The organism is Bacillus sp. AR8-1 (assembly GCF_008042345.1).
GTDB lineage: Bacteria > Bacillota > Bacilli > Bacillales > Bacillaceae_G > Bacillus_A > Bacillus_A cereus.
Genome location: NZ_QNUB01000016.1, coordinates 238,373 through 253,916 on the forward strand (window position 1 = coordinate 238,373; position 15,544 = coordinate 253,916).

Below are 15,544 nucleotides of genomic sequence, written 5' to 3' on the forward strand. Positions count from 1 at the left end.
TCTTTTTTATCTCTTAGTTTTTAATGGGGCATTTTTTGAAAAAGACCAACGATTCATTAAATCGATGGTCTTACGTTTATATAGTATTCATTTGTATCTATATCAAATTTTTCATTGCTTTTTGCTTATTTTAGACTTAGTTTGTTTGTGATTGTAGCTTATCAATTTTCCAGTATGTTTGTAGAGGGTCTAAAGAGCTTTCAATATAAAACATATATTCATCTACGGTATGTGGTACTTCAAAAGCTATTTTCAATTCTACCGTTTCATTTGGTTTAACTTGTATATCAGAAGGGTTTTGATCAAGCACCTTTCCTTTATAGATCTTTCCGTCTTTTTCATCTTTTAAGTTATATTTTAATTCTGATAGTCCAATCGTTTGACCTCGTACATTTTTTACAGAGACATTAACAATGACGGAATCGTTGCTAGCATTTAAATATGCACTTTGAACAGCGGCCAAGTAATAGCCTCCCTTAACACTCTCGCCAACTAATAAAATGCCTTGTTCCAAGCGGCTCATCTCTTCTTTTTCTTCAAAATTTATTAATTCTTCATTTTCATTTTTTGCGGTTGGTTCTTCTATTGGACCATTTTCAACGGCACTATCTGTTTTATCTTGTGTGCAAGCAGCCGTAACACTGACTAATACTAGAATGAAAGTAAGTAATATAGATAATTTTCTCATAAAATTTATCTGTCTCCTTAAGTTTCTCAATTTTGTGCAGCTATACATATAAGATTAACATAATGTCTCATTATTGGCTCAAAATAGGGGGTCTTTTAGACAACTTATTCTTTTTACTTTTAATATACATTCGATTGGTTCTCGCGATATTTGTTAATCTTTTAAAACATTGGCTTAGTAATACCGAGGGTTATTATAGATATATTAATCATGTAATTTGTCCATATCAAAATGAACGTTTTTTGCATCTAATATATTGTAAATATATTTTATTTTGAAAGGATGTGATTATATGGCCCATAAATCTACTGGAGTGTTCCGAGTTCCAGTCTCTGAAAATGGGATTATTCCAACTGCTCTCAACATTATGCTAAACAATGATTCGCGTTGCCATACTAGTAATGTGACGGTAACTGTTAAGAGAAGTCGAAACACTTTTTTCCCAACTCAAAATGAATTAGTTGAAATCTCTCGTACTTTTGTTTCTTTAGAACCAAACAGAACAACTAAGATTGTGTTATTTACTCCAGAATTCCAAATAGAAGATTTTCTTGATGTCATTATTAGTGGAAATAAAGAGGATGTTAAGGATGTTCTTGTATATTCTTTCTTAGCAGATTCAGTAGGTCATAATCTGCCATCTACTGTTTTCAGAAATGCAGAATACACTTTTGCTTGCTGACACCGTGATGATGTATTCTTTACTGTCGTATATCTGAATTGAATGTTGCAAGTAGCACTTCAAGGCATATAATCTATCGTTGAAAGATCATTCGGCAGAGGAGCGGTAGTTGGTGAAAGAAGTTTAGGATATCCAGATGCAGGTGCACATACGCTTGGGGTTATCTTTACGGAAATTTTAGGTAGTTTGAAATAGAAATTAAAAGATCCCTTCTACCTTAAGGTGGAGGGGGTTTCTTAATATTGTTTTTTGATATATATTGCTAAATATGTTCCAATAATTCATTCTATTGTATTGAGAATAATGTCATCTACATCAAAAAAACGGCTTATAAAAGGAACTAGTATTTGAAGGAGTTCCACCTCAAACATACTCCTATGCATATAGGTATGTTTGAGGTGGATTTATTAACGAATTTTATATATAGCATGAATGAAAATGGGATAAATAAAACAATGTTTCCTATTATGTTTTTAAGAATTAATTGAGCAGGTCCTTGTAAAAATAAAGAAAAGACACCAAAAGGTGCCTTCTGCCGACTTAAATTATTTTAATATTATCGTTCTAAGTTTAAAAGCTATAGGGATTTTTTCTGTGGGATTTGTAAGTAGTTTTTACGAAATTATGAGTGTTTTTTATTTTGTAATTCAATAAGTTCATCTGGTAGCATTTTTGTATAATATTCTTTTTCTGTTAGTTCAAATATAAATAATGCTTTTTTCCAGTTATAAATAACATCTTCTACATTATGTTGTTTAATTTTTAATAACAACTGACCTTTTAAATAGAATAGTTCACCTAATAGGTATAACGTATTTAGATTAATTGCTAATTTGATGCCCTTATCAATGTATTTTATTGCCTCTTCATGTTGATATGTGAAGTCCAAAGATTTTGCTAAATTTAACATGATTTTCAACTTAATTTCTTTATCTCTAGGAAAATCTAACTTATTAAAATTACTTAAACATCTTTTTAATATATTAATACTTTTTTCATATTCTTTATTTTCCGCATAAAATATAGCCATTGTTTGCATAATATCTATTTCTCTTTCTGATAAAAAATCAGAATTAGTTAAAGTCAGTTTTAATGCATTATTTAAAAAATCTAAAGCAGTTTTTAATGATTTATCCACCATAAATATAGCAATTGCTTCATGCCATATTAGAAATTGTTTCTCTTCTTTTGTTTGAAAATTATTTAAGTTTTTCTCTTTTTTTACTATTTCATAAAGTTCTTTATATTGTTTTTGTTTTAAGCAATCTTTTATTACAAATTTTACATTTTCTATATATTTTAATTTTTTGTTTTGAGTTAGTGCAAATATATTATTTGGATTAATACCAAGTCTTTCTGATAATTGATATAACAATATGCTAGATGGATAAATCACACCTTTTTCGATCTTACTAATTTGACTTTGTGAACATATTCCGTGACATAAGTCGGATTGTGATATATTTTTTTTAATTCTAAGTTCTTTAATGGTAATACCCAAATCGTTAAATTCCATTTTCCCCACCTACTATTTAACACTTTATTAGTATGATATTCTCTAACCTTAATGTAATGTAAAATTAATATAGTTGCAATTATTGTTTTAAAGGGCTTATCGTTTCTATAAGATGGTGAGATTTTTTTATGTACAAAAAAAGACACCAAAAGTTCCTTTCGCCGACTTGAACCACATTCATTTAATATAAACTTATCTGTATTTTTACATGCTTTTCTAATCCCTCTATTATCCATTTGATAAAATGAAATCCTAATATTACCAATAATTAAATAAATATTTCTACATATTCAAGATATTTACATAAATTACAAAAGTGATACATTTAAGTTGTAAGCTATAAAAACTATTAAAGGGGGATTTATTATGTTCAGGAAATTAGTAGTAGGAGCAGTAGCAACAGGTATTGCATTAACAGGGGGAATTGGTGCAGCTTCAGCTGATACGCAAAAAGCTGTGAGCTCTCCGAAGCAAGCAACATGCTCAATTCCTTATGAGTATTCTAATGGTAAATTCAAAAGAACTCTTTATTACTCAAATGGAGTATATGCTAATAGCTTTAATGAAAATGTTTGTGGCGGGACGATTACGTGGTACTTAAAACATGTTCAAAATGGAGTTGCTTTTTACGAAGGTAATTTAAAATAGTAGATTTTTTGAACCTCATTTATTGAGGTTCTTTTATTTTTAGTTTTTAAACTGATTCTCTATAAAAAAGACACCCTAAGGTGCCTTTTTGCGATTTGATCCATTGTAATATGGTATTGAATGCCAGTCCGATTATTATTTTACCATGTTAAGTAGTTTCGGTTATTGAGAAAAAATACAACTCATTGTTTGAATGCAAAAAAGCCCTAGGGGGACTAGGACTTTTTGCTAGAATGAATAAGATTTAAAAAAGGACTTATATAACGTAACATATGAATGTTTCGTAAATGTATCAAAAAAGTGAACAAAAGCGTTAATTTTAATAAAAAAAGCTCCGCGATAAAAGCTGCGGAGCTTCATAAGGTCGAGTTATGTCGTACTCACAAGGGATTTTAACATGAATGTTGTGGTAAAAATACTGGTAAATTTATCCCATAAAACTCCCGCTGATTAGAGTTTCACTTCATTCGAAGGAATTTATGTTTTATAAATTAGATTATAATAGTTGATATTCTCCATATTGACCAGAAAAGAACTAAAAATTCTAGTGAAATTCCAAGTGTTCGTTTCCTAGTTTTTTGAAATTCTTTTATTAAATAGCCAACAGCACTAATTGCTATAAGAATGAAAAGAATAAGTTCGAGTGTAACTGGCATTTTATCTACCCCTAATACATTAATTTGTTATATAGAGATTATAAGATATTTTTACGGCTAGTGGTGAAAAATTTTATAAAACTATCTCTAATGGAGTTTTGTTTGAACTTCTAAAAGTATTTGTGAAAACCATTGTACGTAAAATTTCTGCGTATGTTTTTAGGAAACAAATTTTAGAAAAAGATAACAAAAACCCCACTCCTCGTCGCCGGCGGAAGCAAAAGGGTGGGTTTCGTAAAAAATAAATGAGTCCTAATGGATATAATGTACAAAAGAAAAGAGGCTTTCTTATGAAAGGATAGACTTTCATGTGTCATCACTATTAATAATGATGTGTTATTTTTATATAGAAACGAATAAGGAACAGAACAAGTTATAGTTTAAAGGGATAAAATGGTGGGATTGTATTGAGAAATTTTTTTGAAACAACAATATTCAGAAAATTAAAAGTTTTACTGGAAGATTTTTGTTATTATGTTAGTAATCTATAGACAAAGGAGAAGGGGCTATATGAGTGTACATGTAATAAAAAAGGAAGAAATCAATTTACTTTTACATGAGTGGTATAGAGAAATTCGTTCACAGAATTTCTCTAAGGCAAAGGAATTAAAACAAAGTATTGATACAAAAGTTAATAGTATGGAAGAAGATCGAAAGAATACAGAGTTTTATTCACTTGTAGATTTTAGATTTAAAATGTTAAGTGCAGAGTTTTATCCCCATCAATCTGACATATCTAAGAATGATCTAAGAAAAATGAAGTTAGATGAAGCTCCATCAGATGAATCTTTATTATATTATTACCATTTCTTTAAGGCTTCTCATGCTACAGTAAACGGTGATTTTAAAGTGGCTGAAAAGCATTATGGAATAGCAGAATCTTTGTTGGGAAATATTCAGGATCCAATCGAAAAAGCAGAATTTAACTTTAAGCTATCAAGCTATTATTATCACGTTTGCCAGCCTATTTTAGTAATTCAATATGCAACTAGAGCAAGGAATACATTTGAAGGGTTGTACGGGTATAGCAGGAAGGTGGCAGCATGTGACAATGTTCTGGGTTTAGCATGTGTAAAGCTAAATGAATTTGAACAAGCAGAAGTTTATTTCATGTCGTCTCTGGATATTTTGAAAAAGCAGAATGAAGAGGAGCTAATGTTACGAGTTCGACATAGTTTAGGGGTTATGTATGCAGAGCAAAACCTATCTGATTTAGCACTTCGTTACTTATCAGAAATATCACAAAAAATTCCGAATCACTTTAGAGCGATTTTTTTGGAAGCTAGAGAGAATTTAAAGTTAGGAAAGACAAAGCTTGCAGCGTCCTTAATTGAAAAAGGATTAATAATTTGTAATGAACTGGAACAAAAAGAATATGAACATCATTTTACAATTCTAAAAGAAATGAATGAGAATGTTTCTGCTGAAGAATTAGAGTTAGCCATTTCTAAAGGAATTTATTTCTTTAATGAAGTAGGTTTATGGCAATATGTCCAGGAATATGCTGAAAAATTAGCGGTTAAATATCATGAAGAAGGAAATTCAATAAAATCTAGTGAATACTTCTATTTAGGATATAAAGAAAAAGAAAAAGAAAAAGGTTTTCAGAAAGGGGCTTTAAAATGAAAAGGATCATCAGCAGTTCAATTGGATTAATAATTACGGTCATACTATTAAATGGAGTAAATGTTTCAACGGACCAATCAGAGGTCAATACAACAAGTGTTATACAATATACGCATGGAGAGCCGTGGGGCTGATGAAATATTGAAGTATAAAGAGTTGTTATATCAAAGGATTATTACCGAAGAAGAGTTCTAAGTGAAGAAAAAGTAATTATTAGGTATATAGATGAAACGCTCAAATGAGCGTTTTTTTATTTATATATTCGCAAGTAAAATAACATAATATTACTATGAATCCTTATAACAATATGAATTTTTGCATATTTTAAAATTCAATATATCCATCAAAAACTTTTAATTGTATAATATATTTTGTCATATTTTTAGATTTTTCGACATAAACCAACAAAAATAGAGAATGTATTGGGAGAAGACATTATGTATACAAAACTATTAAAATCAATTACATCATTATCACTTATTGGTGGTGCGTTGTTATATACAAATGGTAGCGATGTAAAAGCTGCTGAAGTGGGTGTTTTTTCTGATGTGCCGACATCACATTGGTCATATCCTGCGATTAAAGATTTAGCGAGTAAAAATATTATTTCCGGTTATGGAAATGGGATATTTGGTTTTGGAGATGTTGCGACAAGGGAGCAAGTTGCGGCTTTAATTTATCGAGTGTTAGTACCGAATAAACAAGGCGGTTCGTTTAGTAATGATGGAACTCGTTACGTATTAAAGGATGGATCTACGTTTAAAAATCCTTACGGTGATATTAATCAAAGTTCTACAATGTTCCCAGAAGAGGTATTAACTTTAACGAATTTAGGAGTTTTTAAAGGTGATGAAAATGGTCAATTTAGACCGAAAGCTTCTGTGAGTCGTGCGGAAATGGCACAAATTCTTACAAATGCTTTCCATCTTGCGGCAAAACAAAAACATACCTTTAAGGATGTTCCAAATCCATTTTGGGCAGAAAACGCAATTAGTGCGGTGCAGTCAAATGGAATCGCAGATGGCACAGGGAACGGGAATTTTGAACCGTATGGCACAGTAACACGTGAACAGTATGCGCAGTTTTTATATAAAACTTTGAAGTATAAAAATGCTGATGTGAAAGACACAGGAGATGCGGCATTATTAACAGCGTTTAAAGGGGAAGTACAAAAGCGTATTAATACATACGAGACAAATATTACACTTCCATATAAAACGAAAAACAATAATACAAACGAAGTGATGAATACACTTTTTAACGCATATAAAGAAGTTGCAAGTAAAAATGAGTATACAAATAATAATAGATCGAATGTTTCATATGGACTTTCTGGATCACCTGGAAATTATACATTTACGCTTAAGATTACATATCGTGAAACGAAAGAACAGACGGAATATGTCATGAAACAAGCGAAAGCAATCGTTTCTTCTATTACTCAAGTTGGAATGGATGATCACGAAAAAGTGAAGGCGATTCATGATTACGTAGTAAAACATGTTTCTTATGATACGTCTTATAAAGCTTACACAGCATATGAAGCACTTGTAAATCGTTCTGCGGTTTGCCAAGGTTACGCACTATTAACTTATCAATTATTAAAAGAAGCAGGAATTGAAAATCATTTCGTGACAGGAACTGGGGACGGACAACCTCATGCTTGGAATTTAGTGAAAATCGAAAACAAATGGTATCACCTGGATACAACATTCGATGATCCGGTTCCAGATGAACAGGGCCGCGTAACGTATTCGTATTTCAATTTATCAGATGAACAAATCGCAAGAAATCATGAGTGGAACCGCGGAGACTATCCGCAAGCTACAACAAATTATTATAGTACACTGACAAACAAAATTGCGGCAGGTAGTACGAAAACGCCTGCATATCAGCAAATATTAAAAGATACAAAGTTAAACTATTTAGGAAATGAATATATCGTAAACAACTATACCGAATTAAAAAATAAAATGCAGCAGCGTTATAGTGCAAAACCAGAGAAAATTGAAGTGCTGTACAAGCAATCAATGAATGGTGCACTGCAAGATGTGAAAAAGGCAATTGGCGAAATCGATTATCCGCAAGGGGCAAATCGAGTTTCTTATAAAGCGGAGCCTTACAATGCGAAAGAAGGGTATTCTTTAGTGACGATTACGTTTACGTATTAAGAATGAGAAAAAAGCATCTGTTTCAGATGCTTTTTTTTATTATATTGATTCGACAAAATATGACAGGTGAAAACGAATTGGTCTGTTATGATAATTTTTGAAATTTTACATTTTGGAGGATTAATCATGAATAAAAAGAAGATTTTCGCTGCGTTAATAGGAATTGTAGCCTTATTTATAATTATTAATGTAGTTGTTACGAAAGAGAAAACGACATCAACCAGTGAAAAAATGTACTCTGAGAAAGAATATAATAAATTAGTAGATGAACATTTTGAAGAGACGCAAAAGTTGAAAAGTGATATGAGTGTGTTAGAAACTGAAAAAAAATCTCTTGATGAGCAAGTGAAGAAGTTAAAAGATGAGTTAGCGAAAAAAGAGCAACAAGTAGCGCAGCAGCCGGTTCAACAAGAACAACCAAAGCAAGAACCACAACAACCAGCACCAGCGCAACAGCCGGAAAAGAAAGAAGAGCCAAAACCGGAACAACCTACTGGAGCATTCGAAAACCCTATGAAAAGCATAAACAAAACAGATGCAATGAATAAAGTAAAAGAAAAGGCGAAGCAAGACTTCCAAGATGACTATATGACACAAAACTTTGTTGCGGAGGAACAATCAAAAGCATTTGATTTCTTAAACAGTATTGAAATTAAATCACAAGAAGAATTAAATGTAATGAAGAATGCATTGAAAGATTTTTCTAACGACTTTATGACCGCGAAGTTTGTTTATGAAGAGCAAATGAAGGCGAAGAATAAGCAAGGATAAAACAAAAACGCTATCTTTTAAAAAGGTAGCGTTTTTGTTTTGGGTTATAAAGTTATTCCTACATTTGACATATACAGTCTGACTGTATAAAATGAAACTATTCAGTTGAACTATATAGTTTAGCTATATACTTATCGTTACATTGGAGGTCTTTATGAATAGAGATAAAAATTTACCATTAACGGAAACAACGTATTACGTTCTTTTAGCTTTGTTAGAGCCAGCTCATGGATATTTAATTATGCAAAAGGTGGAGGAACTGAGTAATCATCAAGTGAAAATCGCAGCGGGTACATTGTATGGTGCGGTTGAAAATTTATTAAAACAAGGGTTAATAGAATCGGTAAAAAGCGAAGATAAACGAAGAAAAGTGTATGTCATTACGGAACGCGGGAAAGAAGTATTGCATTTAGACTTTATGAGAATGCAGCACATTATTGCGGTTACAAAAAGTTTATTACACGTATAGTTAGGGGGAAACGATGATGTGGAGATTGAAATTCTTTTTAGACTTTGAGAAAGAGGAAAAATGGTTAGAGGAGATGGCTTGGAAAGGCTATCAACTAGAAAGCAATACATTTGGTTATACATTTAGATATACAGAACCGGAAGATGCGACGATTAAAATAGACCATAGAGTATTTAGTAGAAAAAGTGATTTTATTAATTACTGCACATTATTTGAAGATAGTGGCTGGGAGCATATAGCTGGTAATAGGTGGTCAGGTACGCAATATTTTAAAAAGGTAGATGAAGAAAGTGAAGATGACATTTTTTCAGATCCAATGTCACGAGCAGGGAAGTATAAGCGTCTATCTAAAACATTTTTAGAATTAGCGATCTGTTATTTGCCGATATTATTTTTATTTATGTATAGTAATACAATGAATTTAGGAGCCTTTGTAAATCCGAAAGAACTATACTTGACGCCAGGATTATGGGATAAGCAAGGTGTATCATTTCTATGGTCATTCTTATTTGAAACGCCATTTGCATTAATGAGAGGACTTTTTTTGACATTTATCCCCGTTGTGACATGTATGTATTTCGTTTGCTCGTATAAAGCAAATCGATTGTATGAAGAGAGAAGATGATAGGATGGGGTCTCTTAAAGCTGATGCTTTGAGGGGCTTTTTTGAATTTAAAAATGCAACATCTGGGTTATATTGTAAAATGTTTACTTTATAAACATTTGAATGTGATATAATTTTAATAATAATATTACTTAGGAGGATGATCATCATTCATACACTTTTAGGTATTATTGGAGTAATTGTTTTACTAGCTTTTGTTATCCATCCCCGGCGTCCCAGACAAGCGTGTCCCTCTAAAAAATAAACTCGCAGTAATCCTTCCATTGATTGTTATAGCCGGTTTCATTTCCTTTTATATATGATTAAAATAAGAACTTATCAAGTAGAAGTATATATATTTTTCTACCAATGTGTAGTTCCACTAGGAGGTTGCTTATAATGAGATTTCATAAATACACAGTAATGCTTATGTTTCTAGCCATCGGCTCAAGCAATGACTTTTAGGTGTCATCACTGCTATTGTCCTCTTGTTAATCGCTGCATGGACCATACAGACGACCAACATAAATAAATTATTGTATTTCTCAATAAACAAAAATAACTTAACATAGTAAAATAATAGTTGGATAGGAGTCTAATACATATTATTAAAATTAAAGTGGTTCAAGTCGGAGGAAGGCACCTTAGGGTGTCTTTTCTTTATTTTGCTAATGAATAGCTTGTCCTCTTCTATATAACTCTTTAAAATATAAAATGTGCCATCTTTGCCCTTCCCTTATGAAGGGAGGGACAGGAATGAAAAAACGTAAAAAAAAGGCGACCAAAAAGACAGAATCCCAGTCTTTCGTAAGTAATCTAGCATCGTGGACGACAGTACTGAGAAATATTCATTACTTCTTCACGCAAAGCCAGTTTGTAAAACATATAATTCAATTCATCAAAGAACAAATTGGAATGTAAAAAAGTGCTGCTATGATTAGCAACACTCAACTCAAAAACTAAAGTAGATCGAACACTGAGCTGAAAGTACTGACCATACTTTCTTCGCACAAGACCAAAGTGATTTAGAAGCGGCAAAGATGTCAGTGTTCTATCTTCTACTAAGATTATATTTTATTTTGTCCATAATAGACCTATATATACGTTAATAAAAAAGAAATACCCCAGCGACCAACCGGGGTATTTCATGACCGATAGGAATGAAAAAACTTGGCGACCAAACCTAGCTTTTGTGTTATTCCCATAAAATTTAAAAACTAAGCAACATCTTGTTGCACTTTTATTTTATCATTATCTTTCTCTTATTGGAATACATTAGATTATTTTTTAGATAAGAGTCCAATACATATTATTAAAATTAAAGAGGTTCAAGTCGGAGGAATGAACTTTAGGGTGTCTTTTTTTTTCTAAAAGAAAGTTTTGCTTTCAAGAAGATACATTTTCAATGGATTACTGCCATGAGTATATAGATAAAGTCCATCAAGACATGTATGTTCATGAATATGTATAATTACATAAAATTTCAGTGAAAAAGAGAGTATACTTTCGTATTGTGTAATAAAGATAAAGCCCGCCTACGGAAATAGGTGGGCTTTTTTTACTTATAAAGAAAAGACAACCTGTAAGATGCCTTCCTTCGATTTGAAACATTTTACTAGGTTAAGTTTTTGTGATAATAAACTCTTTTAATTGGAATGAACCGGAGTAGTACATCACTTTATTCTTAAGCATCATTCTCAACAAAAGTGAAGATTTTCATTATCTTTTTAACTACAAAGGGTAATAATTTAGAAGCTAAAAATGCAAGTACGAAAGCAATTCCCCATGTTTTCATCCATGATTTGAGAAATAAAGCTGTATATCCAACATTCATTGAAACCATGACGAAAGAGATAATACTAGATATACCTAAAATCATAAAGATATTAAAAATTATTGGTTCGAATTTTTTATTGATTTTCAAAATTAACACCTATTTTCTATATATGCTTTGCTGCCCAATTTCACCAACATCTAATCTTACAGTTTGAAATCTAGGTTGTCCAGTTTGTTTTACTTTTCTGCAATAGCAATATTATATGGAATAGAGTTTCACCATATTGCTATTAAACTAAAATTTTAAGATTGCACCTAAACGAAATTTATAGTATCGAAGTTCATTTTGGAGGGGGATGTAATACTACATCTTACACTTAAACTGCACATTGCGTATTTTTTATGAAGAAAAGACACTCATATAAAAGTGTCTTTTCCGATAGTTTTTTAGCAGAAGCAAGCAGCTCCAACGATGATTAATAAAATAAACAATACAACTAACAAAGCAAATCCTCCAGCGAAGCCACAGCCACCACAACTACCACCAAAGCCCATAACAGTTCCTCCTTTTAATAGGAAGGGAAAACCAAGGGGTCACTCATGTGTTTTAACGGATTCCATTTACTTTATGCTTTTACGAATGAATGGAGCAGGTCCTTTTCAAAATAGATTTATCCCGCTATTTGTCGGGGAGTAAGACCTCTATTGGCGAGGGCTGATTTAAAGTTTCACTTTATTCTTTAAGAGCGAATAAATAAAAAACAAAATATCCAAAAATATAGATAGAAATCCGCTTTTATACCTTTCAATAAAAGAATACTAGCATTATATATTATAAGGAATACTTGTCCTTAATTGTAAATGAAAGGGGGGAATTGGTATGAGTTATGGCTATGGTCACCCTCCAAAAAAATGCTGTGAACATCATAATGAAACTTTATCAACGGGTATATTACGTAGACATTCCGCTACGTTATTTCTTACTGTGGATGCTATGAATGTTGATCCCGACGATACTCGTAGAGTAACTGTTGAAATGTTTGATTGGTCATCTGGTTCTCCGGTATTGTTACCATTAATAGACCCTTCAACGCAAACATTGCCACCTAATCGATATGTTACTTTTCGTTCAGCAGCTCTTCCTCCAGCACTTTTTGCTTATGAAGTAAGAATCATTCGTCCGAAAGATAGAGATGTTGTTACGAATGTTTTTGGTCTTAGTGCAATCGTATTTAACCCACAAGAAGGAAATAATGTTTTACAACATGATTTAGCAAAATTAGACCTTAAATAGCTTTTATAAAAATCTATTTATTGAGCATGATTAAAAAAAGAGTAGGATGTAATCCTACTCTTTTTTTAACGTTAACTAGAATTTTAAAAGAAATCCTTCATCATTTTAGCATCTTTAATATTCACTATCACACCTTCTACCTTATCTTTCTTCTCATTTTTAGCGATTGTAATTTGTTCCTTATTATCAACCCATACAAGAAATTCTTCTTTTGAGTCATCTTTATATGTAACGGTAATAGTAGAATGTGCAGATTCTCTCTTTTTTTGATCTAAAGTGATTGTTTTAGGTGTTCCATTTTGAACTGCTGAAACGATAGATTTTATCATTTCTTCGTTATCTGTTTGAGATTTGGAAGTAGTATGATTTGTTGTTTTTAGTATTTCAATGTCTGAAATATTTGCGGAGTTTAATTGAAAGGTATGTTGTGTGTGTTCTTGCTTAACTTGTGAAGCTTTATCTGTAGCCGAGGTGCTTGTACAACCTATTAAAGTGAAAGATAGAGCGGTTAGAGCGCATATAGATATGATTTTTTTCATAGTATCCCTCCTCAAAATCAATTATAACAATTTTCTGTTAATTTAGGTAGTTATTGTAAGGAGAAGATGTTTTAAAGTGGTAAATGATGTTGTTCATTTTCTATTAAAATTAAAATTCACATAACTTTTTTCATATTTTATGTTTAACATTTCGAAAATAGGTGTACTACATATAATATAACAAATAATTCATTTTAAAGGAGGAAGTTAAAGATGGAAACGAAGTATAGTAAACCTTTTGTATATGAATTTATTACGGAGAAAGAGGTCATGAATGCGGCAAATGATCTAGTGAAGAAAGGAATAGAACAAAAAGATATTTACGTGTTAACACATGAGAAAGAGAGGACAGATAGAATCGCAGATAATGCAGACGTGAACACGATTGGAATAAAAGAGGAAGGACTTGGGACAAGCATTATTAACGTCTTTCAAAAAACGGGAGATCAGTTAAGAAATAAGATGCAGGAGTTAGGGCTTAATGAGGAAGAAGCAAACTTCTACGAAGAAAAGCTAGATGAAGGGAAAATCTTGTTATTCGTTAAGGATTTAGAAAGAGTCGGTGAATGGTTACACGAAAGAAGATGCATGTATTCTATTTAATTTTGTACCCTTTACATCTATAAATCTATTACGAAAAGGAGATGGGAAATATGAGTGAGAGCGGGCTAAAAGAACAAATTACAGGTAAAATTGAAAAGAAAAAAGGACAAGTAAAAGAAGGGATTGGTGAAGTTACAGAAGATAGAGAGTTGAAAAATGAAGGGAAGTGGGAGAAGACGAAGGGAACTATAAAAGAAAAAGTCGGAAAAGTGAAACAAAAGATAAGTGATGGATTGGATAATAAAGAATGATACATGTTTATCAAGCTTTGGTTACATACCAAAGCTTGATAAATCAAATATAAAAACAATATAGGAGGTTTAATTGTGGGACTTATTATTACGTGTATTGTAGGTGGACTTATTGGTGCGTTAGCCGGAATGATTACGGGAAAAGACTTTCCTTTAGGTATAGTTGGTAATGTGATTGCTGGTTTAATTGGATCTTGGGTAGGTAGTGCGTTATTTGGTCATTGGGGTCCTGAATGGGGAGGCATTTTTGTTCTTCCAGCGTTATTAGGTGCAATCGTCTTTATTTTAATCGTTACATTCTTCTCTAGAATGCTGCGGAAAGCGTAAGTATGATAATGAATAGTAATCTTAAGTTTATTATATATAACTATAAAGTGAATGAACTGATAAATATACATAAAAAAGCATCCAATTGAACTAATTTGGATGCTTTTTTAATGTAATCTGCATAGGAATGAGCGGGGGATGAAGGCCCCCGCTCATTGAAATTACACTTTTTATTATGTATTAAACCATCGTCACTTTTTCACAATTATTTATTCTTACGACCTGCCTCGGTTCTATATGAGATAAGTCCTCGCTATTACCTATATCAACTACAATTGTATTTGTTAGTATGTTAATAATGGAACCAACTAACGTTGTAGCATGATCGTGTCGATAAGAAAATTGAACAAAATCTCCCTTTTTAAAGTTGTGCTCTTCCATAGATAGATCCCCCTAAAAATAATGTTTATACATTATACATACACAAATTTATAAGGTTTAAACATTCGGTAGTATTTTTTTAAGTGTTAAGCCGAGAAAGGTGTAGAAAATTTATTTATAATGAAAATAAAAAAATATGTTTAAAACTAATTTTTATGGGTAATTAAATAGTAAAAGTTTGAGATAAGGGGGCGGAAATGATGAATTTGGAAATAAATATTTTGCAAAATGATGTAGGTTATACGGTACAACTTAATGGTGAGATTGATGCGTATACGGCATCAGATTTAAAAAATAAGGTAATGCCTATTACAAGCGAAAAAGAGGTTCATATTGTAGTAGATTTTCATAACGTAGATTATATGGATAGTACTGGTTTAGGTGTTTTTATAGCGCTATTAAAAGCAGTTAAGAAAAATGATGGAAAACTAGAGTTTATCGGTGTATCTAAAAGATTAAAAAGATTATTCGATATTACAGGGTTAACAGAAATATTAAATTTGAATTCCGATTTTGAAAAAGTAGAAAGAAGGTGACTAGGG

General features: G+C 31.7%; 22 protein-coding genes. 15 read left to right on the forward strand and 7 right to left on the reverse strand.

Annotation, left to right across the window (positions count from 1 at the left end):
* Positions 1–136: 136 nt before the first annotated feature.
* Positions 137–688 (reverse strand): DUF4352 domain-containing protein, encoded by a 552-nt coding sequence (locus tag DN400_RS10645; RefSeq protein ID WP_001228903.1) that lies wholly within the window; start codon positions 686–688, stop codon positions 137–139.
* Positions 689–980: 292 nt separating this feature from the next.
* Here DN400_RS10645 and DN400_RS10650 point away from each other — a divergent pair, with 292 nt between their 5' ends.
* Positions 981–1,370 carry a hypothetical protein gene (locus DN400_RS10650; protein ID WP_000940659.1) on the forward strand — a complete coding sequence of 130 codons (390 nt, stop codon included), beginning with the start codon at positions 981–983 and terminating at the stop codon, positions 1,368–1,370.
* 75 nt (positions 1,371–1,445) lie between these two features.
* Positions 1,446–1,565: a DAK2 domain-containing protein gene (locus DN400_RS10655; protein ID WP_071713771.1), complete on the forward strand. Its 120-nt coding sequence runs from the start codon at positions 1,446–1,448 to the stop codon at positions 1,563–1,565.
* A gap of 427 nt (positions 1,566–1,992) precedes the next feature.
* On the opposite strand, the gene DN400_RS10665 is transcribed toward DN400_RS10655, so the two are convergent.
* Positions 1,993–2,886 (reverse strand): helix-turn-helix domain-containing protein, encoded by an 894-nt coding sequence (locus tag DN400_RS10665; RefSeq protein WP_000395459.1) that lies wholly within the window; start codon positions 2,884–2,886, stop codon positions 1,993–1,995.
* Between the two features lie 366 nt (positions 2,887–3,252).
* On the opposite strand from DN400_RS10665, the gene DN400_RS10670 reads away from it, so the two are divergent.
* Positions 3,253–3,534 (forward strand): LCI fold-containing protein, encoded by a 282-nt coding sequence (locus DN400_RS10670; protein WP_000488870.1) that lies wholly within the window; start codon positions 3,253–3,255, stop codon positions 3,532–3,534.
* Positions 3,535–4,025: 491 nt separating this feature from the next.
* Here the strand turns inward: DN400_RS10670 and DN400_RS29390 are convergent, their stop codons facing one another.
* Positions 4,026–4,190 carry a hypothetical protein gene (locus DN400_RS29390; RefSeq protein WP_001145511.1) on the reverse strand — a complete coding sequence of 55 codons (165 nt, stop codon included), beginning with the start codon at positions 4,188–4,190 and terminating at the stop codon, positions 4,026–4,028.
* Between the two features lie 510 nt (positions 4,191–4,700).
* Between DN400_RS29390 and DN400_RS10675 the strand changes: the two genes are divergently transcribed.
* The 7 genes from DN400_RS10675 to DN400_RS29395 all read left to right on the forward strand — a co-directional run bounded on the left by DN400_RS10675 (position 4,701) and on the right by DN400_RS29395 (position 10,752).
* Positions 4,701–5,816: a response regulator aspartate phosphatase gene (locus tag DN400_RS10675; RefSeq protein ID WP_147801676.1), complete on the forward strand. Its 1,116-nt coding sequence runs from the start codon at positions 4,701–4,703 to the stop codon at positions 5,814–5,816.
* The gene (locus DN400_RS10680) at positions 5,813–5,950 is read left to right on the forward strand and encodes a Phr family secreted Rap phosphatase inhibitor (RefSeq protein WP_000821342.1); all 138 of its coding nucleotides are present in this window, start codon (positions 5,813–5,815) and stop codon (positions 5,948–5,950) included. Before DN400_RS10675 ends, DN400_RS10680 begins: the two co-directional genes overlap by 4 nt.
* A 303-nt stretch (positions 5,951–6,253) precedes the next feature.
* Positions 6,254–7,987, forward strand: a complete 1,734-nt coding sequence (locus tag DN400_RS10685) for an S-layer homology domain-containing protein (protein WP_000288187.1) — start codon at positions 6,254–6,256, stop codon at positions 7,985–7,987.
* 126 nt (positions 7,988–8,113) lie between these two features.
* Positions 8,114–8,758: a hypothetical protein gene (locus DN400_RS10690; protein WP_063675046.1), complete on the forward strand. Its 645-nt coding sequence runs from the start codon at positions 8,114–8,116 to the stop codon at positions 8,756–8,758.
* 154 nt (positions 8,759–8,912) lie between these two features.
* Positions 8,913–9,227: a PadR family transcriptional regulator gene (locus DN400_RS10695; RefSeq protein WP_001078063.1), complete on the forward strand. Its 315-nt coding sequence runs from the start codon at positions 8,913–8,915 to the stop codon at positions 9,225–9,227.
* 13 nt (positions 9,228–9,240) lie between these two features.
* Positions 9,241–9,852 carry a DUF2812 domain-containing protein gene (locus DN400_RS10700; protein ID WP_002083001.1) on the forward strand — a complete coding sequence of 204 codons (612 nt, stop codon included), beginning with the start codon at positions 9,241–9,243 and terminating at the stop codon, positions 9,850–9,852.
* A 735-nt stretch (positions 9,853–10,587) separates the two neighbouring features.
* On the forward strand, positions 10,588–10,752 hold the full coding sequence (locus tag DN400_RS29395) for a hypothetical protein (protein ID WP_000746319.1): 165 nt from the start codon (positions 10,588–10,590) through the stop codon (positions 10,750–10,752).
* Positions 10,753–11,515: 763 nt separating this feature from the next.
* Here DN400_RS29395 and DN400_RS10705 read toward each other — a convergent pair.
* Positions 11,516–11,755 (reverse strand): DUF2798 domain-containing protein, encoded by a 240-nt coding sequence (locus tag DN400_RS10705; RefSeq protein WP_000700210.1) that lies wholly within the window; start codon positions 11,753–11,755, stop codon positions 11,516–11,518.
* Between the two features lie 299 nt (positions 11,756–12,054).
* Positions 12,055–12,162, reverse strand: a complete 108-nt coding sequence (locus tag DN400_RS10710) for a YjcZ family sporulation protein (protein WP_000505670.1) — start codon at positions 12,160–12,162, stop codon at positions 12,055–12,057.
* A gap of 325 nt (positions 12,163–12,487) precedes the next feature.
* On the opposite strand from DN400_RS10710, the gene DN400_RS10715 reads away from it, so the two are divergent.
* Positions 12,488–12,901 (forward strand): hypothetical protein, encoded by a 414-nt coding sequence (locus DN400_RS10715; protein ID WP_000120208.1) that lies wholly within the window; start codon positions 12,488–12,490, stop codon positions 12,899–12,901.
* Positions 12,902–12,984: 83 nt separating this feature from the next.
* Here the strand turns inward: DN400_RS10715 and DN400_RS10720 are convergent, their stop codons facing one another.
* Complete coding sequence (locus tag DN400_RS10720; protein WP_053565104.1) at positions 12,985–13,440, reverse strand: hypothetical protein; 456 nt, start codon at positions 13,438–13,440, stop codon at positions 12,985–12,987.
* A gap of 213 nt (positions 13,441–13,653) precedes the next feature.
* On the opposite strand from DN400_RS10720, the gene DN400_RS10725 reads away from it, so the two are divergent.
* From DN400_RS10725 to DN400_RS10735, 3 genes are all read left to right on the forward strand, one after another.
* Complete coding sequence (locus DN400_RS10725; RefSeq protein WP_016125605.1) at positions 13,654–14,043, forward strand: YflT domain-containing protein; 390 nt, start codon at positions 13,654–13,656, stop codon at positions 14,041–14,043.
* A 50-nt stretch (positions 14,044–14,093) separates the two neighbouring features.
* Complete coding sequence (locus tag DN400_RS10730) at positions 14,094–14,294, forward strand: CsbD family protein (RefSeq protein ID WP_065228399.1); 201 nt, start codon at positions 14,094–14,096, stop codon at positions 14,292–14,294.
* 75 nt (positions 14,295–14,369) lie between these two features.
* Positions 14,370–14,621, forward strand: a complete 252-nt coding sequence (locus DN400_RS10735; RefSeq protein WP_000522903.1) for a GlsB/YeaQ/YmgE family stress response membrane protein — start codon at positions 14,370–14,372, stop codon at positions 14,619–14,621.
* A gap of 180 nt (positions 14,622–14,801) precedes the next feature.
* Here DN400_RS10735 and DN400_RS10740 read toward each other — a convergent pair whose 3' ends face one another.
* Entirely contained in the window at positions 14,802–15,002 is a 201-nt protein-coding gene (locus DN400_RS10740; RefSeq protein ID WP_029442044.1) for a hypothetical protein, read from the reverse strand.
* A gap of 197 nt (positions 15,003–15,199) precedes the next feature.
* Here DN400_RS10740 and rsbV point away from each other — a divergent pair, with 197 nt between their 5' ends.
* Positions 15,200–15,538, forward strand: coding sequence for an anti sigma b factor antagonist RsbV (gene rsbV, locus DN400_RS10745; protein ID WP_002106052.1), 339 nt, complete (start codon positions 15,200–15,202; stop codon positions 15,536–15,538).
* Positions 15,539–15,544: the final 6 nt, after the last annotated feature.